The organism is Kosakonia pseudosacchari (assembly GCF_015167415.1).
In the GTDB taxonomy this organism is placed as follows: Bacteria; Pseudomonadota; Gammaproteobacteria; order Enterobacterales; family Enterobacteriaceae; genus Kosakonia; species Kosakonia pseudosacchari.
On sequence record NZ_CP063425.1, the window covers coordinates 4114386 to 4140712 of the forward strand.

General features: G+C 52.6%; 26 protein-coding genes. 9 read left to right on the plus strand and 17 right to left on the minus strand.

Features of this window, described 5'->3' with window-relative positions; translation table 11 throughout:
* Nucleotides 1-354 precede the first annotated feature (354 nt).
* The 3 genes from pstS to IP581_RS19405 all read right to left on the minus strand — a co-directional run bounded on the left by pstS (nt 355) and on the right by IP581_RS19405 (nt 3984).
* Nucleotides 355-1386, minus strand: coding sequence for a phosphate ABC transporter substrate-binding protein PstS (pstS, locus tag IP581_RS19395; RefSeq protein ID WP_407659161.1), 1032 nt, complete (start codon nt 1384-1386; stop codon nt 355-357).
* A 450-nt stretch (nt 1387-1836) separates the two neighbouring features.
* The gene (locus tag IP581_RS19400; protein WP_193821163.1) at nt 1837-3393 is read right to left on the minus strand and encodes an MFS transporter; all 1557 of its coding nucleotides are present in this window, start codon (nt 3391-3393) and stop codon (nt 1837-1839) included.
* Nucleotides 3394-3816: 423 nt separating this feature from the next.
* Nucleotides 3817-3984, minus strand: coding sequence for a hypothetical protein (locus IP581_RS19405; protein WP_162842164.1), 168 nt, complete (start codon nt 3982-3984; stop codon nt 3817-3819).
* A gap of 165 nt (nt 3985-4149) precedes the next feature.
* On the opposite strand from IP581_RS19405, the gene IP581_RS19410 reads away from it, so the two are divergent.
* Entirely contained in the window at nt 4150-4842 is a 693-nt protein-coding gene (locus IP581_RS19410) for a class I SAM-dependent methyltransferase (protein WP_193821164.1), read from the plus strand.
* Nucleotides 4843-4846: 4 nt separating this feature from the next.
* Here the strand turns inward: IP581_RS19410 and IP581_RS19415 are convergent, their stop codons facing one another.
* The 4 genes from IP581_RS19415 to budA all read right to left on the minus strand — a co-directional run bounded on the left by IP581_RS19415 (nt 4847) and on the right by budA (nt 9013).
* A complete protein-coding gene (locus tag IP581_RS19415; protein WP_193821165.1) occupies nt 4847-5614 on the minus strand; it encodes a class I SAM-dependent methyltransferase in 768 nt (255 codons plus the stop codon).
* A gap of 130 nt (nt 5615-5744) precedes the next feature.
* The gene (locus IP581_RS19420; RefSeq protein WP_017457519.1) at nt 5745-6515 is read right to left on the minus strand and encodes a (S)-acetoin forming diacetyl reductase; all 771 of its coding nucleotides are present in this window, start codon (nt 6513-6515) and stop codon (nt 5745-5747) included.
* Nucleotides 6516-6531: 16 nt separating this feature from the next.
* On the minus strand, nt 6532-8211 hold the full coding sequence (alsS, locus tag IP581_RS19425; protein ID WP_193822725.1) for an acetolactate synthase AlsS: 1680 nt from the start codon (nt 8209-8211) through the stop codon (nt 6532-6534).
* Nucleotides 8212-8233: 22 nt separating this feature from the next.
* On the minus strand, nt 8234-9013 hold the full coding sequence (gene budA, locus IP581_RS19430) for an acetolactate decarboxylase (RefSeq protein ID WP_017457517.1): 780 nt from the start codon (nt 9011-9013) through the stop codon (nt 8234-8236).
* A gap of 107 nt (nt 9014-9120) precedes the next feature.
* Between budA and IP581_RS19435 the strand changes: the two genes are divergently transcribed.
* Nucleotides 9121-9993, plus strand: coding sequence for a LysR family transcriptional regulator (locus IP581_RS19435; protein WP_193821166.1), 873 nt, complete (start codon nt 9121-9123; stop codon nt 9991-9993).
* A gap of 30 nt (nt 9994-10023) precedes the next feature.
* Here IP581_RS19435 and IP581_RS19440 read toward each other — a convergent pair whose 3' ends face one another.
* Genes IP581_RS19440 through IP581_RS19450 form a run of 3 tightly spaced genes read right to left on the minus strand, consistent with a single transcriptional unit; the run spans nt 10024 to nt 11086 of the window.
* Nucleotides 10024-10380, minus strand: a complete 357-nt coding sequence (locus tag IP581_RS19440; RefSeq protein WP_086873431.1) for a DUF1971 domain-containing protein — start codon at nt 10378-10380, stop codon at nt 10024-10026.
* Nucleotides 10381-10404: 24 nt separating this feature from the next.
* Nucleotides 10405-10743: a DUF1869 domain-containing protein gene (locus IP581_RS19445; protein WP_086873430.1), complete on the minus strand. Its 339-nt coding sequence runs from the start codon at nt 10741-10743 to the stop codon at nt 10405-10407.
* 10 nt (nt 10744-10753) lie between these two features.
* Nucleotides 10754-11086: a DUF1971 domain-containing protein gene (locus IP581_RS19450; protein ID WP_086873429.1), complete on the minus strand. Its 333-nt coding sequence runs from the start codon at nt 11084-11086 to the stop codon at nt 10754-10756.
* Nucleotides 11087-11296: 210 nt separating this feature from the next.
* On the opposite strand from IP581_RS19450, the gene IP581_RS19455 reads away from it, so the two are divergent.
* The gene (locus IP581_RS19455; protein ID WP_097400815.1) at nt 11297-11884 is read left to right on the plus strand and encodes a flavin reductase family protein; all 588 of its coding nucleotides are present in this window, start codon (nt 11297-11299) and stop codon (nt 11882-11884) included.
* 38 nt (nt 11885-11922) lie between these two features.
* Here IP581_RS19455 and IP581_RS19460 read toward each other — a convergent pair whose 3' ends face one another.
* The 5 genes from IP581_RS19460 to IP581_RS19480 form a co-directional block, all read right to left on the minus strand.
* Nucleotides 11923-13011 carry a pectinesterase family protein gene (locus IP581_RS19460; protein ID WP_193821167.1) on the minus strand — a complete coding sequence of 363 codons (1089 nt, stop codon included), beginning with the start codon at nt 13009-13011 and terminating at the stop codon, nt 11923-11925.
* A 10-nt stretch (nt 13012-13021) separates the two neighbouring features.
* Nucleotides 13022-14605 carry a GDSL-type esterase/lipase family protein gene (locus IP581_RS19465; RefSeq protein ID WP_193821168.1) on the minus strand — a complete coding sequence of 528 codons (1584 nt, stop codon included), beginning with the start codon at nt 14603-14605 and terminating at the stop codon, nt 13022-13024.
* Nucleotides 14606-14844: 239 nt separating this feature from the next.
* Nucleotides 14845-15879, minus strand: a complete 1035-nt coding sequence (locus tag IP581_RS19470; RefSeq protein ID WP_086873425.1) for an ABC transporter ATP-binding protein — start codon at nt 15877-15879, stop codon at nt 14845-14847.
* A gap of 1 nt (nt 15880) precedes the next feature.
* Entirely contained in the window at nt 15881-17455 is a 1575-nt protein-coding gene (locus IP581_RS19475) for an ABC transporter permease (protein WP_193821169.1), read from the minus strand.
* Between the two features lie 21 nt (nt 17456-17476).
* Nucleotides 17477-18493, minus strand: coding sequence for an iron ABC transporter substrate-binding protein (locus IP581_RS19480; protein WP_193821170.1), 1017 nt, complete (start codon nt 18491-18493; stop codon nt 17477-17479).
* 341 nt (nt 18494-18834) lie between these two features.
* Here IP581_RS19480 and IP581_RS19485 point away from each other — a divergent pair, with 341 nt between their 5' ends.
* Entirely contained in the window at nt 18835-19062 is a 228-nt protein-coding gene (locus IP581_RS19485; protein ID WP_086873423.1) for a hypothetical protein, read from the plus strand.
* Nucleotides 19063-19374: 312 nt separating this feature from the next.
* Nucleotides 19375-21564 (plus strand): TonB-dependent siderophore receptor, encoded by a 2190-nt coding sequence (locus IP581_RS19490; RefSeq protein ID WP_193821171.1) that lies wholly within the window; start codon nt 19375-19377, stop codon nt 21562-21564.
* 284 nt (nt 21565-21848) lie between these two features.
* Here the strand turns inward: IP581_RS19490 and IP581_RS19495 are convergent, their stop codons facing one another.
* Nucleotides 21849-22328 carry a hypothetical protein gene (locus tag IP581_RS19495; protein ID WP_228007783.1) on the minus strand — a complete coding sequence of 160 codons (480 nt, stop codon included), beginning with the start codon at nt 22326-22328 and terminating at the stop codon, nt 21849-21851.
* A gap of 435 nt (nt 22329-22763) precedes the next feature.
* Here IP581_RS19495 and IP581_RS19500 point away from each other — a divergent pair, with 435 nt between their 5' ends.
* The 4 genes from IP581_RS19500 to fucR all read left to right on the plus strand — a co-directional run bounded on the left by IP581_RS19500 (nt 22764) and on the right by fucR (nt 26077).
* Nucleotides 22764-23321, plus strand: coding sequence for a DsbA family protein (locus IP581_RS19500; RefSeq protein ID WP_086873420.1), 558 nt, complete (start codon nt 22764-22766; stop codon nt 23319-23321).
* Between the two features lie 66 nt (nt 23322-23387).
* On the plus strand, nt 23388-24251 hold the full coding sequence (yghU, locus tag IP581_RS19505; protein WP_193821172.1) for a glutathione-dependent disulfide-bond oxidoreductase: 864 nt from the start codon (nt 23388-23390) through the stop codon (nt 24249-24251).
* 132 nt (nt 24252-24383) lie between these two features.
* Nucleotides 24384-25370 (plus strand): sensor domain-containing diguanylate cyclase, encoded by a 987-nt coding sequence (locus IP581_RS19510; RefSeq protein WP_193821173.1) that lies wholly within the window; start codon nt 24384-24386, stop codon nt 25368-25370.
* Nucleotides 25367-26077, plus strand: coding sequence for an L-fucose operon activator (gene fucR / locus IP581_RS19515; RefSeq protein WP_193821174.1), 711 nt, complete (start codon nt 25367-25369; stop codon nt 26075-26077). Before IP581_RS19510 ends, fucR begins: the two co-directional genes overlap by 4 nt.
* Here the strand turns inward: fucR and hybG are convergent.
* Nucleotides 26068-26322, minus strand: a complete 255-nt coding sequence (gene hybG, locus IP581_RS19520; protein ID WP_086873416.1) for a hydrogenase maturation factor HybG — start codon at nt 26320-26322, stop codon at nt 26068-26070. The genes fucR and hybG overlap by 10 nt on opposite strands.
* Nucleotides 26323-26327: the final 5 nt, after the last annotated feature.

Sequence of the window (26327 nt, forward strand, 5' to 3'; positions counted from 1 at the left end):
CAGTGCCCCGCGAGCGGGGGAATAAACCAAGACCGGGGTGAAAACTAACAGGGGTTACGTAATAGAACAATATGCCATACTTCAAAATCAGATGATTCATTTGACCTGACGAGTGGAAAACAAACACTCAAGTCACTTCATTTTCAATAGCACTTTAAAATATTAAGAAGATAGAAATATCGATACAGAATTATCTTTTAAGTTAACGTAAAAAACTCAAATATTATTAACCTTCTTAATACAATCATTCATCGATTAACTTAATAAAATAATAATACGTTACGTAAGAGAACAGACTGGGACGAATAAATAAACCCGGTAGCGCACCGGGTTTATTTTTAAGAGATAGCGAGATTAGAACAGCGGTTTACCAGAAGTGTCCTGTACGTTGGCTTTCCATGCAGCGCGAACCTGAGCGGTAACCGAATCCGGCAGCGGCGCGTAATCCAGATCGCTGGCGATGGTGTTGCCATTTTTATAAGACCAGTCGAAGAATTTCAGCACTTCGGCACCTTTCGCCGCATTATCCTGTTTTTTATACACCAGGATAAAAGTGGTGGAAGAGATAGGCCATGCATCTTTGCCTTTCTGGAAAGTCAGATCCTGCGCGAAAGATTTGCTCCAGTCCGCCCCTTTGGCACTGTTGCTGAAGCTCTGCTGCGACGGCTCAACCACTTTACCATCGGCGTCGAACAGCTTTGTCCAGGTCAGGTTGTTCTGTTTCGCGTAGGCGTATTCAACATAGCCAATGGAACCCGGCAGACGCTGTACAAACGCGGCAACACCATCGTTACCTTTACCGCCTAAGCCAACCGGCCAGTTTACCGTTGAGCCTTTACCCACTTTGCTTGCCCAGTCAGCATTCACTTTCGATAAATAACTGGTGAAAACAAAAGAAGTGCCGGAACCATCCGCGCGGCGCACGACGTTAATATTCGTATCCGGCAGTTTGACTTTCGGGTTCAGTTTGGTGATTTCCGGGTCGTTCCATTTTTTAACGGTGCCCAGATAGATATCGCCCAGCGTTTTGCCGTCCAGCGTCAGTTCACCGGATTTTACGCCAGGGATATTAACCGCCAGCACCACACCGCCAATGACGGTCGGGAACTGAAACAGGCCGTTTTTCGCCAGATCATCATCACTCATTGGAGCATCGGATGCGCCGAAATCCACGGTTTTCGCAATAATCTGTTTGATGCCGCCGGAAGAACCAATCCCCTGGTAGTTCACCTGAGATCCCGTCTGTTTCTGGTATTCAGCTGCCCATTTTGCATACACAGGCGCCGGAAAAGTACCACCAGCACCCGTCACATTCGTTGCCGCGAAAACAGTAGTCGTCGAAAGTGCAAGAGCAGCAGCCATCAGGCGAACTGACGCATTAAGCATTGCCATAGTCTCTCCGAATCGAAATAGTGATTAAATTTTTGAGTAATATTAAGAGCCAGGGCAGCATAGAGCGAATTTATGACAATTTTGTGTCAACGGTGAAAAATAAAAAATGGCAGCGCAACAAGCAAAAAAAGACCTCCGGATCGCAATCGGGAGGTCTAAGCAAACCTTAAAAAAGATGAATTAACCTAACGGTTAAAATTTGCAACTCTGCGCGCTCTGCAGGAACGCACTGAGTTACAGTAGCCACGGCTATTAAACACGAAAACCGCAGCCCTCATATGACAGTTGTGCAACATTATGTAAGTTATTTTTTCCGTCCACAAATTAAACGCACCGAGAATAATCCGCTGACGCAAAATGATATTCACTCTTCAATAAATGCTCTTGAAAAATAGCCAATCAATTTTTAAAAACATCAGCACAATATACACCGGGCGATTAATCTTATTTCGGCATATAACTTTTACTTAATCCGGCAGTTGATATCACCGTGCCATCTACTGTTGCATCAGACCAAAGCGTGTCGTAACGGTAACCTGTCAAATCTTCGACAATTTTACGCGCTTCAGGCGTCACACTCTGTTTACTTCCGTTGGCTTTCAGGCGGTCAAGTTCATCAACAAAAATGCGGTGCGTGCGCTTATTGAGATGAAAGGTCAGCGCTTGCCACAGTGCTACCAGCAAAAGCCCGGCGGTGCCGATAAACAGCAGCATTACAATGGTGGTGATTGCTTCCTGGGGCTGTTGCAGGCTGCCTTTTACAAAACCACCGCTCTGTAAGAGCAAACCGACAGCAAAGGTCGCAATGGCTACCGTGGTCTTACGTGAAAACGTCATCACGGCGGCAAATAACCCTTCACGGCGCTGACGCGTAACCATTTCGTCAATGTCCGGAATAAACGGGAACACGTTCCACGGCGTGAATTCCAGAACGCAGCGCCCAACCTGATAAAACCCGGCGAGGATCACCAGCAGCACCACTTTGTTTTCCGGAGGGAACTGGTACACCAGAAAGAAACCGCCCAGACACAGCAGCATCATGCTGTAGGCAAAAACATAAAGACGGGATGGGCCATATTTGATAATGGCGAAACCCGCGATGAGCGTTACCGGCAGCCCGACGATGCTCATCGACAGCAAGGTTCCCGCCAGGGAAGATGAGACATGCAAGCAATAGACACAGAAAAAGACAAACACCGTGTTATAAATGTCTTTCGCCGTGAAAGAAAAAAGATAAATAGCCAGATGCTTGCGAAACGCACGAATTTTCAGCGTCGAGGCATAATCTTTAAATAATTTAATCACGCCAGTGAGCGTTTGCGCCGCATTGCCCGTTTGACGTTTTTTCTCCATCTCCTGCATCATGTCTGGTGTTATTTCGCGCTCCCAGCTTACTTTCCAGGAAATAAATACGCAGACCATAAACAACACAGCAAAGACCACACCGTTAATCAAATAAGCATCGGCGTTTTTTTCGCCCAGCCAGCCAATTAGCACACCGGGGATAAAGGTCGCGAGAAACGTGCCGGAAGCAGAAAGAAACATACGACAAGTAGAAAGCTTGGTGCGATCGTTAAAATCTTTGGTCATTTCCGAGGGCAAGGTTTCCCACGGGATTAAAACCATGGCAGCAATAATTTCAAAAGCCAGGTAAACGGCAAGATAAAACAAAAAATTCATGCCATTAAGCCATAACAGAATATAAACCAGCATTAGCGGCGCGCCGATAAGTAAAAAGAAACGACGGCGGCCAAATTTCTTGCCTAAAAAATTCTTATAAAAATGATCGGTAAAACTGCCCATAAACAGGCTCACGATGGCATCAACAATCCTCGCGATCGCGACAATGGACGCCGCCTGAATCGGTGATAAACCGACAAAGGTGGTGTAATAAAACAGCAGCCAGGCACCAATTACCGTAAAAGCGCCACCGCCCATTATGTCTGTCATGCCGTAACCAATGCTGACAGGAATCGTCACTTTTCTGTTTTTACGGGTCATAGCCACCCCCCGCAATTGCTCAGCTTTATACGCATCTCAAGCTGTAACTGTTGTTTATTTATCATGGACATAAAAACTCCATAAGAGAATTATTTGTGCCAGAACGGCTCCGCTAATAACGGACGCCTGTTGCCACCGGAAAACATCACAGTCTTCACGTTATATCCCTTATGGAATTTATGTCTACTACCATACAAGTATCGTTGTCGAAAATGTGACCTCAGGCATAAGCCAGAAAAAATCACGTTCATAAATTCAAAAAAAGTGAGAAATGAGATCGAAAGAACAGTTAAAAAACGGCGGTTGTGAAGTAACAAAAACCTTGTGCAGCACAAACAAAAAACCCGCCTGATATCAGACGGGTTTTATGCTTCAGCGCACAGTTCATTCCAGTAGCTGTAGCGCATCACCAGATGAAAGCGCTCATTTTTCATCGTAAATCCATACAGAAGGATGATAATCAAGACCATAAAGCAGGCCGAACGGGATCAGCAGCGCAACATGGCGCCCCGAATCATATTCCCCCGCTTCCGTCTGTAATGGCAGCGTCGGGGTAAGGCGATTAAGCCACTGTTGCAGCAATGTCTTCATCAGCACGTTCTCCAGCAAAGGTTGACGCCCTCAGTTAAACGCAAAGCCAGCCATTACCAAAACGATCATTTTTGCGCTGGTTTGCCGAAAAACGCATATGTCTTGCACCGCGCCACTTCATGTAATATCGTAAATTACATGATTTACAGCAATCCCGGAGATAACGTGGCACAGAATACGAACGACATTTTTAACAGCGAATTCTCCCGCCAGTACGATGCTTACAACGAGCGGCTGGGCGAAATTGCCAACAATCTGCACCTGCTTATCTCTCTGTTGCTGAAAAAAATGCCGCAGCACGCGCGAATTCTCTGTGTTGGTGTCGGCACTGGCAGCGAAATTATTCGCCTTGCGCAGCACCATCCGCAATGGCGCTTTACCGGCGTTGATCCCTCGCCGGATATGCTGGCTGTCTGCCAACAAAAGCTCGACCAGGCGGGCATTGCCAACCGTTGCACATTGCATGAAGGCTACCTTAATGAGCTTCCCGCCAGCGGCGATTATGATGCAGTACTCTGCCTGCTGGTCACGCACTTTATTCAGCATCCACAGCGCGATGGCATCTATTCACAAATGGCGAACCAGTTAAGAGGCGGTGGCCGTATGATCACGGCAGAGATCGCCGGGGATATGCACAGCCCGGCATTTGATGAACAGCTTGAAGCGTGGACAACCCTGCACGAAACCGCCAGCCAGGCACCGCGCGATAAGGCTGAAATAAAAGCGCAACTGTCGCAGCGCCTGCTGCTGTTACCCGCAGAAACCACGGAAGCGCTGATTGAACAGGCTGGTTTTACCCCACCGCAGCGCTTTTTCCAGTCACTGCTGATTCACGGCTGGACGGCGCGCAAAACCTGATGTGTTACGCCTTGCGCGAACAGCAGGCAATGTAATTTAACTGGCGGCGATTGGCGCGGAAAAAGCGGAACATCCCCAGAAATCGCGTGCGGTTATCACGTGTACGCAAACCATTAACAACAATGCGCAGCGCACGCTCGAAGCCTTCATCACGAATCAGCCCAACGGGCGACATCAGCGACATTGCCCCGTGGCGCGTGTCTACTGCGGCAAAGCCATTGTCGATAAACAATGTTTTCCACGCCGCTTCTGTCATCGGGCTGACATTCGATTTCACCACCTGCTCCAGTTTTGCCTGGTTATCTGTCGGCAGCCCACTGCGCATAAACATAATGTCGTGCGTCAGTAAACGGCCGCCGGGTTTCAGCACGCGATAATACTCGCTGATAAGCTTCGCTTTCACTTTGTCCACATACATGGTCAACATCGCCTCGTTAACCACCACATCAAAGGTGTTATCGTCGAACGGCAGCTTATTCGCATTGGCTTCGCTAAGATGAATGTGGCTTTCGAGACCGGCAGAAATCACATTCTGCCGTGCCTGCGCGAGCGCGTTTTTATCCATGTCGATGGCGTCGACTATGCAGCCAAAACGCTGCACCAGTTCAATCGAGGTGGTGGCCATATTGCAGGCGACTTCCAGCACCCGGCTATGCGCATTTAGCTGCGCCTGGCTAAACAACCATTCGGTCGCTTCCACCCCGCCGGGACGCAAACGCGTTTTCCCGAGACTCGCCAGAAAGGTATGCCCTGCTTTATCACTGTCGGCCATCGGACTCTCCCCACCATAACATGCAATTCATATGCAACTTATCACAACAACATGAAGGTGAGAATGACTTTCATCAACAAAAAAGCCCCTGCGTTTTCGCAAGGGCAAGGCTGTGTCCGAGCCATAAAAATTAGTTAAAGACCATGCCGCCATCAATCAGCAATGATTGACCGGTCATATAGTCAGAATCCGGCCCCGCGAGGTAAGAGACGCAGGCGGCAACGTCTTCAGGTTCCGAAAGACGCCCAAGCGTAATGCGTTTGGCAAACTCCTGCGTACCGTACCCCAACGGTTTACCGGCCGCTTCCGAAACCTGGCGGTCAATCTCTGCCCACATCGGAGTTTTCACGATGCCAGGGCAGTAGCCATTAACGGTAATGCCAAGCGGCGCGAGATCCCGCGCGGCGGTTTGCGTGAGTCCCCGCACGGCAAACTTACTGGAACTGTACACAGCCAGCTCCGGGTTGCCGACATGCCCGGCTTGCGAACAGGCGTTGATAATTTTGCCGCCGTGTTTTTCCGCTTTGAAGGCTTTTACCGCCGCCTGGATGCCCCAAATCACGCCTTTTACGTTGATGTTATAAACCTTATCCACCACTTCCGGCGTGATGGACTCAATCGGTGTTGAAGGCGCAACCCCGGCGTTATTCACAATCACGTCAAATCCATTCAGTTTGGTTCTGGCCTCCTCTACCGCCGCAAACACTTTGTCGCGGTCAGAAACATCCACCGTCACCGCAATCGCGCTGCCATTGTTGTGATTAATTTCGTCGGCCACCGCTTTTGCCGTTGCGGCGTTGTAATCGGCAACAGCGACGGCAAAGCCATCTTTCGCCAGACGCAGCGCAATGGCTTTACCAATGCCCTGACCTGCACCGGTCACGAATGCAACTTTTTTCATCATATCTCCTTGGTTTTCAAAGAATCTGGTTAAGATTGAGCTGGCCCATCAGCAGCGGGTTATCGCTGTAATCAACCGGAATGGCGACCACCGCCGGGCCGTCCGTATCCATTGCCGCTCGCAGCGTGGGCTCCAGTTCTGCCGTGCTTTCAACAGCGAACCCTGTGGCGCCAAACGCTTCGGCATAGGCTTTAAAATCGACCGGGCCAAAATTAACGCCAGACAGGCGCTGGTATTTTTTCTCTTCCTGAATAGCCACCATGTTGTAGGCGTTATCGACCCAGATGATATGCAGCACATTCGCCCCGAGGCGCACAGCGGTTTCCAGTTCCATGCTCGATTGCAAAAAGCCACCATCGCCGGAAACCGACACCACTTTGCGCCCCGGGTTGACCAGCCACGCGCCAATCGCCCATGGCAGCGCGACGCCCATGGTTTGCTGACCGTTGGAAATCATCACCTGGCGGGCGCGGAAGCTATAGAGATAGCGCGCAATCCAGATATGGAAACTGCCCATATCAACGGTCAGCGTGACGTCGTTATTCACGATGTCCTGCATCGCCCGCACAATGCGCAGCGGGTGAATAGCGAACTGGCTAAGTTGCGCACCCTTACGGCTGAGCAGTTCCCGCTGGTTGCGGCGCTCAATCAGGATCTCGGAGGCGCGCGGAGTGAGGATCAGCGGCTTTTCGATTTTCGCTGCCAGTTTGTCGAGCGTGCTGGCAATATTACCAACCAGCTCGCAATCCGGTACATAATTGCGCTCTTCATAAGCGGGAAGCACATCGATATGAACCAGTTTCGCGTCACCGGTGTTCCACATTGCTGGCTCATATTCCACCGGGCTGTAACCAATACAGATAATCAGATCCGCCAGATGCAGCAGCCGATCCCCGGCCTGGTTATTAAATAACCCCACGCGCCCGGCAAAGCGGGTGAAATGCTGCTGATTAACCGCGCCGGCCGCCTGATACGTGCTGGTGACCGGAATATGGCTTTTTTCCAGCAACTGATGCAGTGCCGAAATATTCTCCTCACGGCTTGCCATCAGCCCGAGCAAAAACACCGGGTTTTGCGCCTGCGCGATAAGTTTCGCCACCTCGTCAATCGCCGCATCCGGCGCGGCGCCTAACTGCGGAACACCGCTGGCGGGCAGGATATTGCCGCTCGCGGGTTGGTCGGCAATATCCTGCGGCAGGCTGACAAACGCGCTGCCCGGCCGGCCCTGCTCAGCGGCGCGAAACGCATTGGATACCACTTCAGCAATCGCGTCGGATGAAGTTATCTCTACCGCGTATTTCGTGACGGGGTTGAACATCGCCACCGTGTCCATGCTCTGGTGCACCAGCTTGGCTTTATCCGCCCGTTTCACCGCGCCGCCCAGCGCCACCACCGGGTCGCCTTCGCTGTTGGCCGTCGCCATACCGGTAATCAAATTGGAACAGCCGGGGCCGGACGTAACCAGCGCGACGCCAGCCTTACCGGTGATGCGCCCGACCGCCGCGGCCATAAATGCCGCGTTCGCTTCGTGGCGCACCGGAATAGTTTGAATCGTTGAATCAAGAAGCGAATCAAACACTTTGTCGATTTTGGCACCGGGAATGCCAAACACATGTTTCACTCCCTGCGCTTCCAGTTGTCCTACCACCATATCGGCGCCATGCGCCCACTGGTGTGTGCGGCTCTCTTTACTCATCATTTACTCCTTTAAATGTTTATCAGTTCTCGACGGAACGAATGGCGGCGTCCAGATTGTCCGGGTGTAAATCGGCGTTGAGAAACGCCGCATCCGCAGGCAGGTCAATCATCAAATGGTGGATCTCACCAAACGTCAGCGTGCCGCTTTCGAGCTGGTAATCCAGCAAATGTCCGCCTCCATGGCGGTCATCCGTAATAAAGTGTTCGTGGTAGCCCGCCACGTTGATCCCCTGCATATGCTGTGGTGTGCGGAACCCAACGAGCACGCCATCGCGCCCGTTGAAACGAAACACGGGTTGGTCGTCAAGCACGTCAGTCATGGCGCGATAAGGCGGCGTCTGGCGCGGAACGGTGCGGGTGTGCGCATGGCGAAAATGGCCATCGATACGCAGGGCGCAAAAGACGTTATCGGAGGGGATCGCCTTATCGATAATGTCGTGCAGCTGTTGGCGGCTGGACGGTTTATCCAGGTAAAACTCATGTTCTGGTTTAAACCAGGTCATGACCGCGAAAGGGGTTTTTTGCTGTCGGCTGGCTTCCCGTGCGCTGCCATCAGCACGCAACTGGTACACCTCGCTGTTGAACGCAATCAACTCACCGTCCAGCTCGTTAAATGTGCCAAGTCCAAAGTCGCCGTGATTAAGTAAATCCTCAATCGTGGTATTTCCTTCGTAAACACCGCTTAACAGCGCACTCATTAGCGATGTTTGATATATCACACATTCCGGGCGGGTTTGTGAAAAGGCACGAAATGTTTCCCGCAGACTTTCCTCGCAAGAACAACCGGTTACATGACTCATTATCCATTACCTCGCTGAGCAGTCGTTTAGAAAAGCTGATAAATTATTGACTCGTTTCAGCGAGAGATTCCAATATACAAAGCATCAGGGTTTGAGATGTTTTTAATATGGAACTCCGTTATCTACGCTATTTTGTCGCCGTTGCGCAGACGCAACACTTCACCCGTGCCGCTGAAATGCTGGGCATGTCACAACCGCCGTTAAGTCAGCAAATCCGTCGTCTTGAGCAGGAAGTGGGCACTCCGCTTTTTTACCGGCAAACTCGCGGCGTTGAGCTCACCGAAGCGGGCGAAGCGTTTTATGAAGATGCCTGCCAAATCATCGCGTTGAGCGATGCAGCAATGGAAAAAGCAAAAGGGATCGCGCGGGGAATTAACGGAAAATTGTACCTTGGCGTGACCAGCTCCAATGCGTTTCACTCGCAAATTTTTTCAGCGCTTCGCCAGTTTCAACAGCGCTATCCGCAGGTGGCGCTGTATCAAAAAGAGGACAATATGGCGACGCTGATGCAGGAGCTGGAAGAGGGGTTGATTGATGTTGCCTTTGTGCGCCTGCCGTGTGAAAACAGCAAAATGTTCAACCTGAAGTTGATCGATGAAGAGCCGATGGTGCTGGCGCTACACCGCTCGCATCCGCTTGCCGCGAAAACGGATATCTCGCTGAACGAACTGCAGCAAACACCGCTGGTGATTTTCCCTCAGCAAGTCGCGCCGGGGCTATATGAACTGGTGTACAACGCCTGTCTGCGCGCGGGTATTGATATGGAAAACCAGCAACAAGCTTCGCAGTTCTCCTCATCGCTGAGTATGGTAGCCGCCGGTTTCGGTTTCGCCATCGTTCCGCAATCCATGGCCTGTTTCAGCCACCCGCAAGTGACGTTTCACCGGATGGCGGAGCAGACATTAAAAACCGATGTGGCGCTGGCGTGGCGCAAGTTCGAGCGTTCGCCTGCCGTAAAACGGTTTATTGAGAACTTTTAAAAACGCCCGCCGCAACGCGGGCATGAAATGTTAGCTGCGGTGGGTATTCACCACCTGGCCAATCCCCTTCCCTTCCAGCGCGTCGTTGGGATCGGCAAAGAAATCGATATTGAAGTAGGTGTCATCAGTTAACAGTTCAATATGGTGCCAGTATTGCGGCGGGCTGATGCCAAAATTCCCGGCCTCAATTACCACTTCCACTTCCGGCGTGGTGTCGTGCTCACTGGCAAAACCAAAATATTTCACCGCCCCCTGCATCACCGACAAACGGCCATAGACACCTTTTTTGGTGTTGTGATGAGTAAGCAGCGCCTGCGGAACCGTCTCTTTCGTCCAGAAAGGCGTTGAGCGGGTATGACGGAAATGAACAGGAATGTGATGCGCCATAATACCTCCTCGGGCAGCGTTCGGTTACCAGCCGCACACGTTAGTTTCTTCATCCGATTCATAACCCCGAACGATATTAATTAACTCTTTCACCGCATCTGCGGCATTTAGCGGATCTTTCAATTCATTAAGCGTGGAAAACGCTTTATCCACAGAAACCCCGTTATTATTGTTGGTCACCGTCAGGATAAATTCACTGGAACTTTCTTTAGGGTCAGTAAGACCCGCAATCAGTTCCGCAACCGCCTGTACAGCAACATCAGGAACATATAACGACATCGGCTTGAGAAAGATCTTTTCTTGCGTTTCATTGTTAGCACCATTAGAAACTGCTAAAGAATAACCTTTGTTTTCAGTTGTCATCAGAATTACCTCAACCTTCAATCAAAATTTTCGGGTCAACATAGAAATCGACGCTAAATATCGTATCGTCGCTTAATGCTTCAATGTTGTGCCATTTTTCCGGTGGGAAAACGCCAAATTCACCGGCATTAATCGTTAACGTTTCCACCGGTTGCGGGCTGTTTTCATCGGCGTAACCGTAATAGCGGATCGCCCCTCGCAGCACACTTAAACGCGGGTAGACGCCCTGCCGTGTTCCGGCGTCGAGATGGCGCTTCCAGATGGACGCCGGGGCGGTTTCTTTAGTCCAGAACGGCGTTGAACGGGTGTGGACATAATTCGCGGGTATCGCAATACGTTGCATGTTTCATCCTCTGGGTGTCTCAGCAAAGCGGGTTTGCCGGGAGGGGGAAAAGCATTTGTTGCATATGATATACCTGTTTTATAATTTGTGGACTACTTTTTTTAGGGGTTATTTCCGTTGAATTTTGTTACTCAGAAAGGGTTATTGATAAATACGCCACGACGGGGGAAGAATGACAGATAATTATTTATAATCAGGAATCAACGCACCATGAAAAACAAATCCAAACTCAACTCTTTTTATTATGGCTTTCCCGTTTTTTTAGTCACCACGCAAGATAAAGACGGCAACACAAATATTTCTGCGGCATCCTCGTCTATTTCCCTTGGCGAGAAACTGATTATTGGCATCAGTAAAGGCGGGAAAACCTACAATAATTTATTGGCCGGTTCAGACGCCGTGATCAATATTCCCGATCACACACTTTGGGAAAAGGTAGAGCAAATAGGCAAACTGACCGGTGGCGATAGCCTGTCGGAAAACCAGACCAAATGGGGTGTTGAAATCTGCCACGATAAATTCGCCAAAGCCGGATTACACACAGAAGCCTCTGTCGATATCGCACCACCGCGCGTCGCGGAGTGCCCAATCCAGGCGGAGTGCCGTTTAGTCTCCACCAGCGACAAAGGCCGTTTTATGCTGGCTGAATTCGATATTGTGAACTTATGGGTTGAAAACGCGCTGTTAAATGAAAATGGTATTGTTGATTCAAGCAAATGGAAACCGCTGATTTTCAATTTCCGCGAATACACGACCGTGGGCGATACGCTCGGGTTTAACGTGAAATACGGCAACTGACTCTCATCAATTGCCCCCGCTCACGGGGGCAACATCCCTTACTCGAGCACCGCTTTATCCCAGCCGCTGAAAATCGCCGCCAGATTATATTGCGCGGCATCTGCCTTGCTTAATTGATATTTCGCACCGCCTTGCCCTGCGCCCGTACCACGGTTATCAAACTCATAAAAACGGCTGTCTTCCGGATAAAACCAGATTTTCTCCCCGGCTTTATCTTTGCCGGACATTTTATCCCAGCCGTAAATATGGTCGTCGATTTCGCAGTTGATAAATGCCGCCAGACCAATGGCGTTCGGATCGGCATAACGCCCGTCGCTGAACTGTGTTGTCGGGTGCCACGGGCGACCCAGCGCGAAACTTTTCGCCGGCACGCCCGCTTCCTTACTGAGCTTGCTGTTGATGATCAGCAAGCCAAACTTCTCATCCGCCTGCGTCGCCGGCGCGGTGATGTAGCCATACGGCGGAGCGATATCATTGCGGTTACGGGCGATAATCTCGCAGCGGTCAAACACCGCAATGCCGGGGCCAAAGATAAAATCAACGTGCCCACTCACTTCACAGTCGGTGAAATAGCTGCGGCTCCCGCTCTTGCTGTAAAACGTGTCCTGGTAACCTTCAAGCCGGACATGGCGGAAACGCGCTTTATCAACGTTTTCCGAGACCATCAGCGCCACCGCTTGCGTGTCTTTCAATTTCTTCGCATCACCATCCGGCAGCGCGGCATTAGCCGGAAAGTCAAAACTATTGCGAATAGTCAGGTTCTCAATGGTCACGCCCGAGGCACGTACCTCTACCGTGCTGGTGCGCCCGGTGCCAAGCTTCTGCCCGTCACTGCCTAATGCACCGGCGGGCGTATTCGCTTCAATCTGCGTTTGCTCTCTGGATTGCCCCACCAGCGTGACCGGTTTTTCAATCACCAGCCGTTCGTTCCAGCGCCCCTCTTTGACCAGGATCCGCCACGGCGTACCGCTGTCTGGCGCGGCGGCCAGCGCCTGGCTGATAGTGGCGAACTCACCGGCTTGCGGCGCGGTGGAGACAACGGCGTTCCACTCGCTCGCCTGAGCGGAAACGCTGATACACGCCAGCAACAGCGCGGAATAGTGCAGTGAACAGTGCAGTGTTTTCATCAGTCTCTCCTTAGGGTTTTAATGTGTCAGCAAGCGAGGTCAATTCAGGTGTGGTACGGATGAGATCAGCCACCATCGATGCGACAGCTTCTGCACCTTGTTGCTGGAAATGGGTGGTATCAGGATTGCTGCGAATCCCGGAAGTTTGCGTTTTATACCAGGGGTAGCGCGGGTCACTGGCATCCACGGCCAGCCAGTAATCCATCCAGTCGCTGGCGTGCGCATTGGCGAAATCGATAGTCGCTTTTTCCAGATCGATAAGCGGCACATGGTTGCGGTGGGCGGTCTGTTTGATGGTGTCAATGTAGTTTCCGGCAAAGCGGTAACCCGGCTTTTTCACCGTGTAATGACTGCTGACGACCACATCGTCGGTGCCCTGCTGAAACGCCGTTTTCCCCGTGCGGTTTTTTACCCGCGTGGTCGGTGTCAACAGCACTGGCGTCGCGCCCGCCGCGCGCGCCAGCGTGATATAGCGCTCCAGCGAGTGCTGGAACGACAACAACGGTTCCCCCGGCGGAAACTGCGGATTGCCGCTGGCATCATTGGGATAGGTGCAGAGGTTTTTCACGTCGGCCGCGCCGCGCACCGCTTTATCGCCATCGCAGTTTTGATCGTTATGACCATGAGCGATAAAAACATAGTCGCCTGGACGTAAATCACGCGCCATTTGCTGGTACCAGCCTTCGTTGTAGAAATCCCGGCTGGAGCGCCCGGAACGCGCGCCGTTAAGCACCACCACGCCGCTATCGGCGCGAAAAGCCTGCTGGAAAACTTGTCCCCACCCCATGCGCGGTAAACGGGCGACTTCATAGGTGGCGGCAGTGGAATCGCTGACCAGCAAAATGCGCGTTTTCGCACTGCTGATCGCCTGCCGATTGCGCAGCGCACGCGGCAAATCTAACGGTTCCCACGGCCCGCTGTTCTGCAACCCGACAATCGGGCGAAAGGCGCTGTCGGTCAGCACCGTCCCGCCTGCCTCGCCGCTGTTGTTGTCATAATTGCGGTTGTGGTTAATCACCGACAAAATCCGCGCCATGCCGTTGCCGGTGCGAATGGGCGTCTGTACCGGATCGGCGGTTTTCGCATTCAGACCAGATAAACGCAACGCGTCGGCCATGCCATGACGGAAGTTAGCCAGCGGCCCGGCCAACAAACCGGCATTCAGCTTGCGGTTATCCCCCCGTTCAACCCACTGCTGTGGGCCGATATAGCCCAACTGACCGGCCACTTCGGAGACCAGCCTGTCAGTAAAAGGGGTGATGTTAGCGGTATTGCGGCGCTCTTTTTGCAGCGTAATGAGCAGAGAGGCCATGCAACGCGCACGCGGCTCATCGCTTCGCAAACACGACTGCGCGGTTCCCGTGCTCTGGAAAGTGGAAAGGGTTAACGGTGGAGTGAGCGCATCAACCGCCAGCGAATAGCGTCCATCGCTACGCGTTTTGGTGGTAAGGCGCTTGCCTGAACTGTCGGTCACCGTTACCGATGCCCCCGCCAGCGGCGCATCGGCAAAAACCGCGCCTTCCAGTATCGTTGCCGCATTCGCCATCACTGGCAGGCAACAAAACAACACACTAAGTCCCAGAGGGGATTGCATAGGTCATTCTCCTGAAACAGGTTCTCCCGGCAGGCTGCACCGGTGTCATTTCGCATTTCTGTTTCTGGAAAAAGTGGCCAAGCGTGAATGCCAGCAGGCGTTACGGATCAATAAAGGCTTTTATTTTTATGTTGATACAAAACGGAACGAAGTTTTACACATGTAAAAACATTGTTTTGAGATCGGATTCAAGAATATGACAATTGATAAATCAGCCCGCCGTTAACCGGGCTGTATATTCAGCGGGGGAATACGCGGGCGCTACCGTTAACCTGCAGATTCACGTTCATGCCGGGTCGCCAGTCCGGGCGGGTGATGGCTTGTAATGTCAGGCGTTCGCCGCTTTGCGAAAACCGCAGCGTCAACGACGAAAGATAGCCAGCAAAATCCATATCGATAATTTGTGCCTGCGGGCAGGTTTGATGCTCATCGCACGGCACCACACTCACCTGTTCCGGACGCAACATAATGCGATGCGTGCCAGAAAGCGCCGGGGTATCTACCGCCACATCGCCAAGCAGGCAGTGCGCACGCCCTTGCGCCACATCGGCAGATAAAATCAGCGCATCGCCCAAAAACAGCGCCGTCTCCTCATCAACCGGTTGCGAATAAACCGCGAACGGCGATCCCACCTGCGCAAAGCGGCCGTGGCGGATCACCACAATCTGGCTGGCGAAAGAGAGCGCTTCTTTCTGATCGTGCGTAACCAGAATTGAGGCAACGCCCGCCTCGCTCAGCAAATCCGCCGTGGCCTTACGCGTGGCGGCGCGCAAGCCGGTGTCCAGCGCTGAAAATGGTTCGTCAAGCAACATCAGCGCCGGTTTCTGCGCCAGCGCTCTGGCCAGCGCCACACGCTGCTGCTGACCACCGGAGATCTCATGCGGCCAGCGCGCCGCCAGTTTACTGTCCAGCGACACCATCGCCATTAACTCATCGACACGGCGTTGCTTCTCGTGACGCGAGCCTTTAAGCCCCCAGGCAATGTTTTCTCCCACCCTAAGGTGCGGAAACAGCGCGCCCTCTTGCGGCACAAAGCCAATGTTGCGCTGGTGGGCCGGGATAAACTGGCCGTCGCCAAACAAGGTTTTTCCCTGCAACACGATGCGTCCACTGTCCGGCACTTCAAACCCGGCGATCAAACGCAGCAACGTGGTTTTCCCTGACCCGGATGGGCCGACAATCGCCGTGCGGCTACCCGCAGGGATCACCAGATTCACATCATCCAGCACGCGCGCGGCGGCAAAGCTTTTCGAAATGGTTGCCAGTTCTAACATCTTAAAGACCCGAAATTTTTTGTGATTGCTTATACAGCAGGCCGGTCAACGGCAAGGAGATCAAAATCATCAGCAAGGCATAGGGTGCCGCCGCCACATAGTCGATCTCGCTGGTCAGCGCCCAGAACCCTGTCGCCAGCGTGCGGGTGCCAAGCGGGGAAAGCAGCAGCGTGGCGGTTAGTTCTGTACTCACACCCAGAAAGACTAATGCCGCAGCAGTAGAGGCTCCCGGCGCTGCCAGCCGCAGTGTAACGCTCACCAGCGCTCTGCCAGGCGAGGTACCAAGGCTTTGCGCCACCTGTTCAAGCTCTACCGGCGCTTGCGCAATCCCGGCGCGTAAGTTGATCAACGCTCTGGGCATAAACATCAGCAACCAGGCGAGAAACAGCGTCACTTCGGTCTGGTAAATCGGGCGCGCGTAATGAATGGTCACAGTGACCAGCGCCAGCGCCACCACAATGCCGGGCAAGGCGCTGGTGATGTAATTACAGCCTTCGAGCAAGCGAAATACGCGCCGCGGATGGCGCACCGAGAGCCACGCCGTCGGAATGGCGAACACGGTGGTGATCAGCGCCCCGCAAACGGCCAGAAAAAGAGTCTGGCGCAGTGAAAGCCAGAGATCGGCGCTATGCCAGTTATCGAATCCGCCAAGCCACAGCCAGCGGCCAAGCACGGCAATCGGCGTACCGAATGACAGCACCACTGTGCACACCGCCAGCAATAGCCCTAACCCGCTTCCCCAGCGCCCAAGCGTGCGGCGCTGTTGCTTGCGCGCTGAACCTGAGCCCACCCGCGCATAGCGCGCTTTTCCGCGCGCCGCTGTCTCCAGCAGCAGCAACGCCAGGCAGCAAAGCGCCAGCACACCGGCGAGCATATTGGCGGCCGGGCCGCTGAACGTTGACTGAAACTGATCGTAAATCGCGGTGGTGAAGGTATCGAAGCGGATCATCACAAACAGGCCATATTCCGCCAGCAAGTGCAGCGCCACCAATAACGCACCGCCACAAAGCGCCAGCCGAAGCTGGGGTAAGATCACGCGAAAGAAGATGCGCCACGGCGGGGTGCCAAGCGATGCTGCCACATCCTCAAGGCTGGGGTCGAGGCGGCGCAATACCGCCGCGACCGGCATATAAATAAACGGGAAATAGGCCAGCACGGCGATAAACACCGCCGCGGGTAGCCCGTGAAACGCGGGCAAAACGCTAACCCAGGCATAGCTTTGCACAAACGCCGGGATCGCCAGCGGCGCAACCGCCAGCACTGCCCATATGCGCCGCCCAGGCAGCGACGTCCTTTCGGTGAGCCACGCCAGCGACGTGCCAAGCGCGACGCTGGCGGGTACAGCGAGTGCAATGAGCCAGAAGGTGTTGACGAGCAACTCGCCCACACGCGGGCGAAAAATGAGCGCCTGTACCGTCGCCCAGCCGGTATCAATACCGACACCGATGACAAAACCAACGGGCAGTAAGGCAAGTACCGCGACAAAAAGGGCAAATACCACCAGCAGCCGCGAAGGGCGGTGCCGGGCGGCGTGGCTGGCCGTATTGCTTGCCGCCGGGAGACTCAAACTGGACATCAGGCACTCATTCCTGCGTGATTACAAAAGACCGGCTTCGGTCATTAACTCGCTGACTTTTTTGCTGTTAAGCGCGGAGGGTTCCACTTTCGGTGCGTCTAATTGCGCCAGCGGAACCAGTTTTTCGTTAGAAGCCGCACCAACGCCAACGGCATATTCAAACGCAGTATTGGTGCGCAGCATCTCCTGGCCCTGCTTGCCGGTTATCCACTTGATAAACGCCTGCGCCTGTTTCTGGTGTTTGCTGGAGGCTAAAACGCCGCCGCCAGAGATGCTGACAAACGCACCCGGATCCTGATGTTTAAAGTAGTGAAGCTGGGTATTTTTGCTGTTCTCGCCGGTTTTAGCCTGGTCGACAAAGTAGTAGTAGTGATAAATCACGCCGCCGTCGATTTGCCCGGCATTGACCGCTTTCATCACTGTGCTATTGCCTTTATAAGGCACAAAGTGGGTTTTCATCGCTTTCAGCCAGTCCAGCGTGGCTTTTTCGCCTTTCAGGGTCAGCATCGCGCTGACAATTGCCTGGAAGTCCGCGCCTGAAGGCGATGCCGCCCAGCGACCTTTCCATTCCGGTTTGGCTAAATCCATGATCGATGCAGGTAACTGCGAAGCGGAGAGTTTCGCCGGGTTATAGACAAAAACGGTGCTGCGCGCGGCAATGCCAATCCAGCGACCATGCGCCGGGCGGAACTGAGCCGGAACTTGTTTCAGCGTATCAGCATTAAGCGGCGCAAAAAGCCCGGCGTTGTCGACCAGCGTCATCGCCGGGGAGTTTTCCGTCAGAAACACATCCGCTGGCGAAACGTTGCCTTCCTGCACCAGCTGGTTACCCAGTTCCGTGTCGCCACCGTTACGCAGCGTGACGTTGATGCCGGTTTCTTTGGTGAATTCGTCGACCCAGGATTTTGTCAGATTTTCGTGCTGCGCGTTATAGACCACGATACCGTCGTTGTTACCAGCGGCGAACGCCGCAGGAGCAGCAAAAACTGAAGAGATGACCAGTGCAAGTGAACAGAGCGGCAAAAAGCGGTTCTTCATCATCATTCCTTTTAAATTATGTGTAATCGTCAGCACATACGAGCCGGGCTGGATTTTAATCGTAGTGGAAATGAAATGAGAATCAAAATTATTATCACACGATCGAGTTTGAAATTAAATATCATCAAAAATTAAAAAATGAATTAATCCACCATCCCGCAATTGCAAGATACGCTAAAGATTAAGACAACCTTAACATGAGGTTAAATGTTTCATATATTATCAATCCAGCGAATCAGACAACCGTGGCTATCTTTTCCGTGAATAACAAATTAACATCAGATTGAGTGGGTTTAATACCAAACATCGCAAAACAACCTGCACAGGTAAGACAAATAATTATGAAAAATAAAAAGATAGATACAATGGCAAAAGTGGCTATGCGCAGCAGGGGATTGTCTGTAAAAGAAAAGCGCGTGCGCTATCAGGGTAAGATATTTACCTTTAAATATGTTTCTGGCCATTATGAAATCTTTTTCGAAGACGAAAAAGTGGATGCCATCGCAACCGATAACATCAATCAGGCGATTGCGGACTTTAAAGAAAAACATAACAAAACGAAGCGCTAAACCCCGCTAAAATACCTTTTTATTTACCGTTCAAACTTCACGCAATAAATACCAGCAACCTTATTATACCGGGCGGTATTATTATCGAACCCGGTGCCCTCCCCGCACTTTGCCAGTTCAGTCACTCGCGCCAAAACCTTAAAAACTTCATGGAAATCACCGGGTTAATCCAACATTTTTTTACATAAAGCGTTTACTTGGTAACGATAATTCATATCATCTTGATAATCGCTATCAACAAATGGCGATACTGCTTGCGGCTCGGGAGGATCAGCGCCGCCGTACTTCTGTTAAATCAGGATCACCATAACAATGAAATCTCGTTATCTTTGGGCATTAAATCCTTGTTTATTGATGATGTTTTCCGTTAACGCCTCGGCGGAAGGTCAAAAAGAAGAGACGCTGGTGGTTGCCGCCAGCCGCGCAAACCACAGCGTTACGGATATGGCGCAAACCACCTGGGTCATTGAACAGGCTGACATTGAGCAGCAGGTTCAGGGCGGCAAAGAGTTAAAAGAGGTGCTGGCGCAGTTGATTCCCGGCATGGACGTCAGCAGCCAGGGACGCACCAATTACGGCATGAATTTGCGCGGCCGGTCAATGATGGTGATGGTCGACGGGGTACGCCTGAACTCATCCCGCAGCGACAGCCGTCAGCTTGATGCGATCGATCCGTTTAATATTGAGCGCATCGAAGTGATTTCCGGCGCGACATCACTGTACGGCGGCGGCAGCACCGGCGGTTTAATCAATATCGTCACCAAAAAAGGCCAGCCGGAAACCCAGGTTGAGTTCCAGACCGGCACAAAAAGCGGTTTTAACAGCCATAACGATCACGACGAGAACATCGCCGCGGCGGTCAGCGGCGGTAATGATAACGCTTCAGGGCGTCTTTCTGTGGCCTATCAGCGTTATGGCGGCTGGTATGACGGCAAAGGCAATGAAGTGATTATTGATAACACGCAAACCGGTTTGCAGTACTCAGACCGCCTGGATGTCATGGGCACCGGCACGCTGAATATCGACGATCATCAACAGTTGCAGCTCACTACGCAGTATTACAAAAGCCAGTCTGACGGTAAGCACGGCCTCTTCCTTGGCGAAAACTTCTCGGCAGTGCGCGGCGTCGGCAACGCGTACAACAAAAGTAACCTTGATTCCGACCGCATCCCCGGCACTGAACGCCACTTAATTAACCTGCAATACACCAACAGCGATTTCTGGGGCCAGGATTTACTGGCACAGATTTACTACCGTGACGAAAGCCTGACGTATTACCCCTTCCCGACGCTTTCCGGCGGCTCGGTGACCAGCATTGGCGCATCGCAGCAAAAAACCGATTTCTACGGCGGCAAACTGACTCTTAACAGCAAACCGCTGGAAGATCTGACATTAACCTGGGGCGTGGACGCCGAACATGAAACGTTCGATGCCAACCAGCAATTTTTCAATCTCAGCAACGCCGCCGCCAGCGGTGGGATGAAACTGGATAACGCTTATAACGTCGGGCGCTATCCCGGCTACAGCATCACGAACCTCGCGCCGTTCCTGCAAAGCAGCTATGACATTGCGGCCATCACCCTGAGCGGTGGCGTGCGCTACCAGTACACGGAAAACAGAGTCGACGACTTTGTGGGCTACGCGCAGCAGCAAGCCATCGCCACCGGCAAGGCGACCTCGGCAGATGCGGTGCCAGGCGGCAAAACGGATTACAACAATCTGCTGTTCAACGCAGGCATCCTCGGCCACCTGAGCGAACGCCAGCAATTGTGGTTTAACTTCTCGCAAGGCTTCGAAATCCCGGACCTCGCGAAATATTACGGTTCCGGCACCTACAAGCTGGAAAACGGCCACTATCGCCTGGTGAACAGCGTCAACGTTAATGATTCGAAGCTGGATGGCATTAAAGTGAATGCCTACGAGCTGGGCTGGCGTTACACCGGCGATAGCCTGCGTACGCAGATCGCCGCGTACTATTCGCTTTCGGATAAAACCATCAACATCAACAAAAGCGACATGACCATCAATATTGAAGATGATCAGCGTCGTATTTACGGTGTGGAAGGCCAGGTCGATTACTTCTTTAGCAACAGCGAATGGAGCACCGGCGCGAACTTTAACGCCATCAAGTCGCAAACCCGCGTCGATGGCAAGTGGCAGAAACTGACCGTGGATAGCGCCAGCCCGTCGAAAATGAGCGCGTGGATCAACTGGGCGCCAGGCGACTGGACGTTACGCCTGCAAAGCACCCAGACCTTTGATCTTTCTGACGCCGATGGCAAACATATTGACGGGTACAACACCGTTGACCTGCTCGGCAGTTATCTTTTGCCCGTCGGTAAGTTAAGTTTTAGCGTTGAAAACCTGCTGGACGAAGATTACACCACCGCATGGGGACAACGCGCACCGGGTTTATACAGCCCAACCTACGGCGCAGCGGGTTTATATACCTATAAAGGCCGCGGTCGTACTTTTGGCCTGAATTATTCCGTTCTGTTCTGATGAGATCTGCCGCCTGTCTATCAGGCGGCACATTCTGTTTTATTCAGCCCAATAAAAACGCCAAAAAGCCGATATCCTCAGCCACTATTTTGCTGAAAACATATCGTGTTATTTCTGCCTTAAGCCAAATAGATGACTGTGGCTATGTTATTTTCCGGTCAGCGAATGCGTAATATAAGATATATGTAATCCACAACCGCTAAATATAAGATCCAGATATAGACACTGGAGTAATACAGCTAACAATAATACCCCTGAAATAAGACAGGATTTACTTGCGTTCTTTATTGCATATCCGTCGGTTCAGAGTCGCCCGCCGTTATCGGCTCTTGCTGTACCGCCGTTTTCGCGTCCAGTTTGTGTTGCTCAGCCACACGTTTCTCTTTCTGTAACTGCGCTGCGGCTAACTCTTGTTGCGTCACTTTTTTACCTGAAAACGCGTCAACCATTTCCGTTCTGCCGTCAGGATATTTAACGATGGTCACCAGCCGTCCACCAAATTGCGGAATACCGGTCATCGCCAGTGAATAATCAATCTCATGATTTTCCACCTTTTTCTTTTCCTGAACCTGCTGCTCGGCTTTTATCTCATTGCTGTGTTTGTGTTTTTCCGCGCGGCTGGAGAGCGTCACTTTGGTGCTCTCATCATGGGAAGCGCTATTTGCCGCGCCGTTATCCGCATGAGCCGCCGATTTATGGTTTGTATTTTCTTTTGTTGTGGCAAGGTGCGGGCTTGCCTGAATCGCCTGAATCTCCTGCATCATTATCTCCGCTATCAATGACCAGATATTCCGCCAAATGACTCTGCCTGAGCCGAAAAAAAGATCCTCATAACGATTATCGACAGGCGAAAGAAACAGATTAATAACAAATAGCGCTGAAACAGGATGATTTACATACAAAAATTAAATAAGCACGCACTATTTAATAAAATAATAATTTTACTTAAATCAGTTGGATATTAAAAAATATACGTTAAGTCAGGGCATATAATTAAAAGCAGAAGCACAGCCCATTTTTATCACTAAATTTTAACAAACAGATTTCTGTGGCAGCGCGCACTGTTTTAACGCCCGTATCGGCAAAATAACGCAACCGCTTTTGTGCTTAACCGCATCGGCGGCAAAGCGCCTTTCCCCTGGCTGCGGCATGCTGCTACTCTTTGAAACGCGAAAAAATATTAAATATCAGGAGTGAAAATGAGCCAACAACCGCTACATGCCGCCCCGCTCAGTTGGGGTCACGGCCCACGCACGTTCGAGGTATTTATCGAACCTACGTGCCCTTTTTCTGTACGCGCGTTTAAGAAACTGGACGCGCTGCTGCAACACGTCGGCGAAGATAACGTCACCGTCAAAATCCGCCTGCAATCACAGCCGTGGCATCTGTTTTCCGGTGTGATTGTCCGCTGTATCCTCGCGGCATCGACGCTTGCAGACGGCAAAAACGCCGCACATAAAGTACTGCAAGCGGTTGCCGATCATCGCGAAGAGTTTGAATTTACCGACCACTGCAGCGGCCCGAATATGCACGCCACACCGCAGCAAATCATTGAGCGCATCGAACAGTACAGCGGTGTGCAGCTGGCAGAGGCTTTTGCCCGTCCGGCTCTGCAAAATGAGATCAAATGGCACTGCAAATACGCGCGCCAGAATGGCATCCATGTTTCGCCAACCTTTATGGTTAACGGCTTAGTGCAGGCCGATCTCGGTAGCGGCGACGACATCGAGGTCTGGGCGCAGCGTATTCTCGCCTGAGACGACTGCTACACTGCTTTGCAAGCGCTTAACTTCTTCAACACATCAACGAAAAGGCAGGCCAAAATGTCAGACAACTATCAGCCCCCCAAAGTCTGGACGTGGGATAAATCCGGCGGCGGCGCGTTTGCCAATATCAACCGCCCGGTTTCCGGCCCAACACATGACAAAGCATTGCCGGTCGGCAAACACCCGTTACAGCTCTATTCGCTCGGTACGCCGAACGGCCAGAAAGTGACCATTATGCTCGAAGAGTTACTGGCGAAAGGCGTCAGTGATGCCGAGTACGACGCGTGGTTGATTCGCATCGGTGAAGGCGATCAGTTCTCCAGCGGTTTTGTCGAGGTTAACCCGAACTCCAAAATCCCGGCGCTGCGCGATCACAGCACCAACCCGCCGACGCGAGTGTTCGAATCCGGCGCGATCCTGCTCTATCTGGCGGAGAAATTCGGTCACTTCCTGCCAACAGATCCGGCGAAACGCACTGAAACGCTGAACTGGCTGTTCTGGCTGCAAGGTTCCGCGCCTTTCCTCGGCGGCGGTTTTGGTCACTTCTATAACTATGCGCCGGTAAAAATCGAATACGCAATCAACCGCTTTACCATGGAAGCCAAACGTCAACTGGACGTGCTGGATAAACAACTGGCGCAGCACACGTTCGTTGCCGGGGATGAATACACTATTGCCGATATGGCCATCTGGCCGTGGTACGGCAATGTGGTGCTGGGCAATGTCTATAACGCGGCGGAATTCCTCGACGCCGGCAGCTACAAAAATGTCCAGCGCTGGGCGAAAGCGATTGCAGACCGTCCGGCGGTAAAACGCGGGCGTATGGTTAACCGCACCTTCGGCGAGCCGAGTGAGCAACTGCATGAGCGCCACGACGCCAGCGATTTCGACACGAAAACCGAAGATAAACGCAACGCCTAATCTTGCCCACCGGGCGGCATTCCGCCCGGTTTCTCGCGCCATTCACCACACCTTCTGCTCTTTTTTTCACACCATATTTACATAACCGAAATAACTCGTAAGAATGCCTTTTATTTACCCGTAGCCCGCCAAATGCCTGAAAACGCGTTAAAACAGCAGATCCAGAATCTGAAAAAGCACAACGCCCGGCTGGTGCGGATCGCGCGCGATGCGCGTAATAAACTCAGCGCCGCGCTCGACGGCACCGGGCTGTGTTTGTGGCAACTGGATGTGCCAAGCGGCAAGCTCATCATCTTTAACCGCCGCTGGGGTTCGATGCTTGGCTACCAACCCAAAGCGCTGAGCGCCCACTTTGATGTCTGGCGCGAACACCTGCATGAAGATGACCGGCAACGGGTGCTGGACGCGTTTTATGACCATTTGCATGGCAAAACCCTGTTTTACGAAGCATTACACCGCATGCAGCATAAAAACGGCACCGTGACCTGGGTGCTCGATCGCGGTCGCGTCACTGACCGGGACGCCAGCGGCGCGCCGTTGAAAGTGACCGGCACGCATATCGATATGACCAAAGAGAAGCAGTACGAAGAGCAACTGGCGCTGCTTGCAAACCACGATCCGCTGACCGGCCTTGCGAACCGCCATGCGCTGCTGCAACACTTCGCGGAACTTACGCTCGCCGGGCCGTTGTGCGTCGCGTTTATCGATCTGGATGATTTCAAAGCGGTAAACGATACGTTTGGCCACCGCAGCGGCGATGAGTTGCTGATCCAGCTCAGCCAGCGCCTGCGCGCTGCCTGTCCTGAGGGAACCGTCATCGGTCGGCTTGGCGGCGATGAGTTTGTCTTGCTGCTGCCCTTTGCGCTCAGCAGCCTGCTGATTAATAGCACCGCGCATAGCTGTTTGCGCGCCATACTCAGCCCATTTGAACTGGACAATGGCGAAGCGTCGGTAGGCGCATCAATAGGCATTGATGAAGTGCAAGGCGGGGATGATTTCGTGAATGCGCTGATGCGCGCCGATCGCGCGATGTATCACATCAAGCACACCGGTAAAAACGGCGCGGCTATCGGCAAAATCCTGATTTCGCTCTCGCCACGGCATGAGGAAACACCATGAAGCAGGCGCGCCAGCAAGCGATTCTGCAGCTTCTCACCCGCCAGCACAGCATTACCACCCAGGCGCTGGCGGCGCAGTTGAATGTCAGTATTGAAACCATTCGCCGCGATCTGAATGCGCTACAAACGGCGGGGAAAATTGTGCGTCGCCACGGTCTGGCGCGCACGCTGCATGATGGCGGAGAGCCGTTTCGCACCCGGCTAAAAAGCCACTATGCGGATAAAGCCGACATCGCCCGCCATGCACTGAACTGGATAGACGCCGGGATGACGCTGGCGCTGGATGCCAGCTCCACCTGTTTTCATCTGGCGCGGCAGTTACCGGATATCCCGCTGACGGTGCTGACCAACAGTTTACCGGTCTGCCAGGAGATGGCGCGCCGCGAACATATTGAGCTTATCTGCTCGGGTGGCCGTCTGGCGCGCACGGAGCGCTGCTATGTGAACCCGGCTCTCGCAAGCCTTCTGAAATCGCTGGAGATTGATCTGTTTATCTTCTCCTGCGAAGGCGTGGATGCACGCGGCGATATGTGGGATTCCACCCGCCACAATGCGGCGTTCAAAGCCCAGCTGTTACGCCGGGCGCAGCAATCATTGCTGTTGATTGATAAGAGTAAATTCTATCGCGCCAGCGAAGCGAAGATCGGCAATCTGGCGCAGGTCACGCAGATGGTGACAGACGCGAACATCGACGCGCCTCACCTTTGAGGGGCAAACTCGTCTATTTCCATGTTGCGCAGCGCTTCCAGCGTCGCCAGCGCTTCGTGCTCATCAATCACGCTCATGGCGAAACCAACATGCACCAGCACCCATTGTCCCAGTAATTCACGCGGTGAATCCTCGCACACCAGCGCGATATTGACGTCGCGACGCACGCCGCACACATCCACCTGCGCCAGTTGATGAAAATCGTCGCCAACGGCCACCACCTGCCCCGGTACGCCTATACACATCTTCG

Bases quoted from the DNA above. Each gene is read 5' to 3' on its own strand.
- IP581_RS19495 (WP_228007783.1), bottom strand. From the start codon at position 22,328: ATGATGCAGGAGATTCAGGCGATTCAGGCAAGCCCGCACCTTGCCACA.
- IP581_RS19455 (WP_097400815.1), top strand. From the start codon at position 11,297: ATGAAAAACAAATCCAAACTCAACTCTTTTTATTATGGCTTTCCCGTT.
- IP581_RS19450 (WP_086873429.1), bottom strand. From the start codon at position 11,086: ATGCAACGTATTGCGATACCCGCGAATTATGTCCACACCCGTTCAACG.
- hybG (WP_086873416.1), bottom strand. From the start codon at position 26,322: ATGTGTATAGGCGTACCGGGGCAGGTGGTGGCCGTTGGCGACGATTTT.
- IP581_RS19435 (WP_193821166.1), top strand. From the start codon at position 9,121: ATGGAACTCCGTTATCTACGCTATTTTGTCGCCGTTGCGCAGACGCAA.
- IP581_RS19400 (WP_193821163.1), bottom strand. From the start codon at position 3,393: ATGACCCGTAAAAACAGAAAAGTGACGATTCCTGTCAGCATTGGTTAC.
- IP581_RS19485 (WP_086873423.1), top strand. From the start codon at position 18,835: ATGAAAAATAAAAAGATAGATACAATGGCAAAAGTGGCTATGCGCAGC.
- fucR (WP_193821174.1), top strand. From the start codon at position 25,367: ATGAAGCAGGCGCGCCAGCAAGCGATTCTGCAGCTTCTCACCCGCCAG.
- budA (WP_017457517.1), bottom strand. From the start codon at position 9,013: ATGAGTCATGTAACCGGTTGTTCTTGCGAGGAAAGTCTGCGGGAAACA.
- IP581_RS19470 (WP_086873425.1), bottom strand. From the start codon at position 15,879: ATGTTAGAACTGGCAACCATTTCGAAAAGCTTTGCCGCCGCGCGCGTG.
- IP581_RS19500 (WP_086873420.1), top strand. From the start codon at position 22,764: ATGAGCCAACAACCGCTACATGCCGCCCCGCTCAGTTGGGGTCACGGC.
- IP581_RS19420 (WP_017457519.1), bottom strand. From the start codon at position 6,515: ATGAAAAAAGTTGCATTCGTGACCGGTGCAGGTCAGGGCATTGGTAAA.
- IP581_RS19465 (WP_193821168.1), bottom strand. From the start codon at position 14,605: ATGCAATCCCCTCTGGGACTTAGTGTGTTGTTTTGTTGCCTGCCAGTG.
- IP581_RS19440 (WP_086873431.1), bottom strand. From the start codon at position 10,380: ATGGCGCATCACATTCCTGTTCATTTCCGTCATACCCGCTCAACGCCT.
- IP581_RS19510 (WP_193821173.1), top strand. From the start codon at position 24,384: ATGCCTGAAAACGCGTTAAAACAGCAGATCCAGAATCTGAAAAAGCAC.
- IP581_RS19445 (WP_086873430.1), bottom strand. From the start codon at position 10,743: ATGACAACTGAAAACAAAGGTTATTCTTTAGCAGTTTCTAATGGTGCT.
- IP581_RS19480 (WP_193821170.1), bottom strand. From the start codon at position 18,493: ATGAAGAACCGCTTTTTGCCGCTCTGTTCACTTGCACTGGTCATCTCT.
- IP581_RS19460 (WP_193821167.1), bottom strand. From the start codon at position 13,011: ATGAAAACACTGCACTGTTCACTGCACTATTCCGCGCTGTTGCTGGCG.
- pstS (WP_407659161.1), bottom strand. From the start codon at position 1,386: ATGCTTAATGCGTCAGTTCGCCTGATGGCTGCTGCTCTTGCACTTTCG.
- IP581_RS19475 (WP_193821169.1), bottom strand. From the start codon at position 17,455: ATGTCCAGTTTGAGTCTCCCGGCGGCAAGCAATACGGCCAGCCACGCC.
- alsS (WP_193822725.1), bottom strand. From the start codon at position 8,211: ATGAGTAAAGAGAGCCGCACACACCAGTGGGCGCATGGCGCCGATATG.
- IP581_RS19405 (WP_162842164.1), bottom strand. From the start codon at position 3,984: ATGAAGACATTGCTGCAACAGTGGCTTAATCGCCTTACCCCGACGCTG.
- yghU (WP_193821172.1), top strand. From the start codon at position 23,388: ATGTCAGACAACTATCAGCCCCCCAAAGTCTGGACGTGGGATAAATCC.
- IP581_RS19415 (WP_193821165.1), bottom strand. From the start codon at position 5,614: ATGGCCGACAGTGATAAAGCAGGGCATACCTTTCTGGCGAGTCTCGGG.
- IP581_RS19490 (WP_193821171.1), top strand. From the start codon at position 19,375: ATGAAATCTCGTTATCTTTGGGCATTAAATCCTTGTTTATTGATGATG.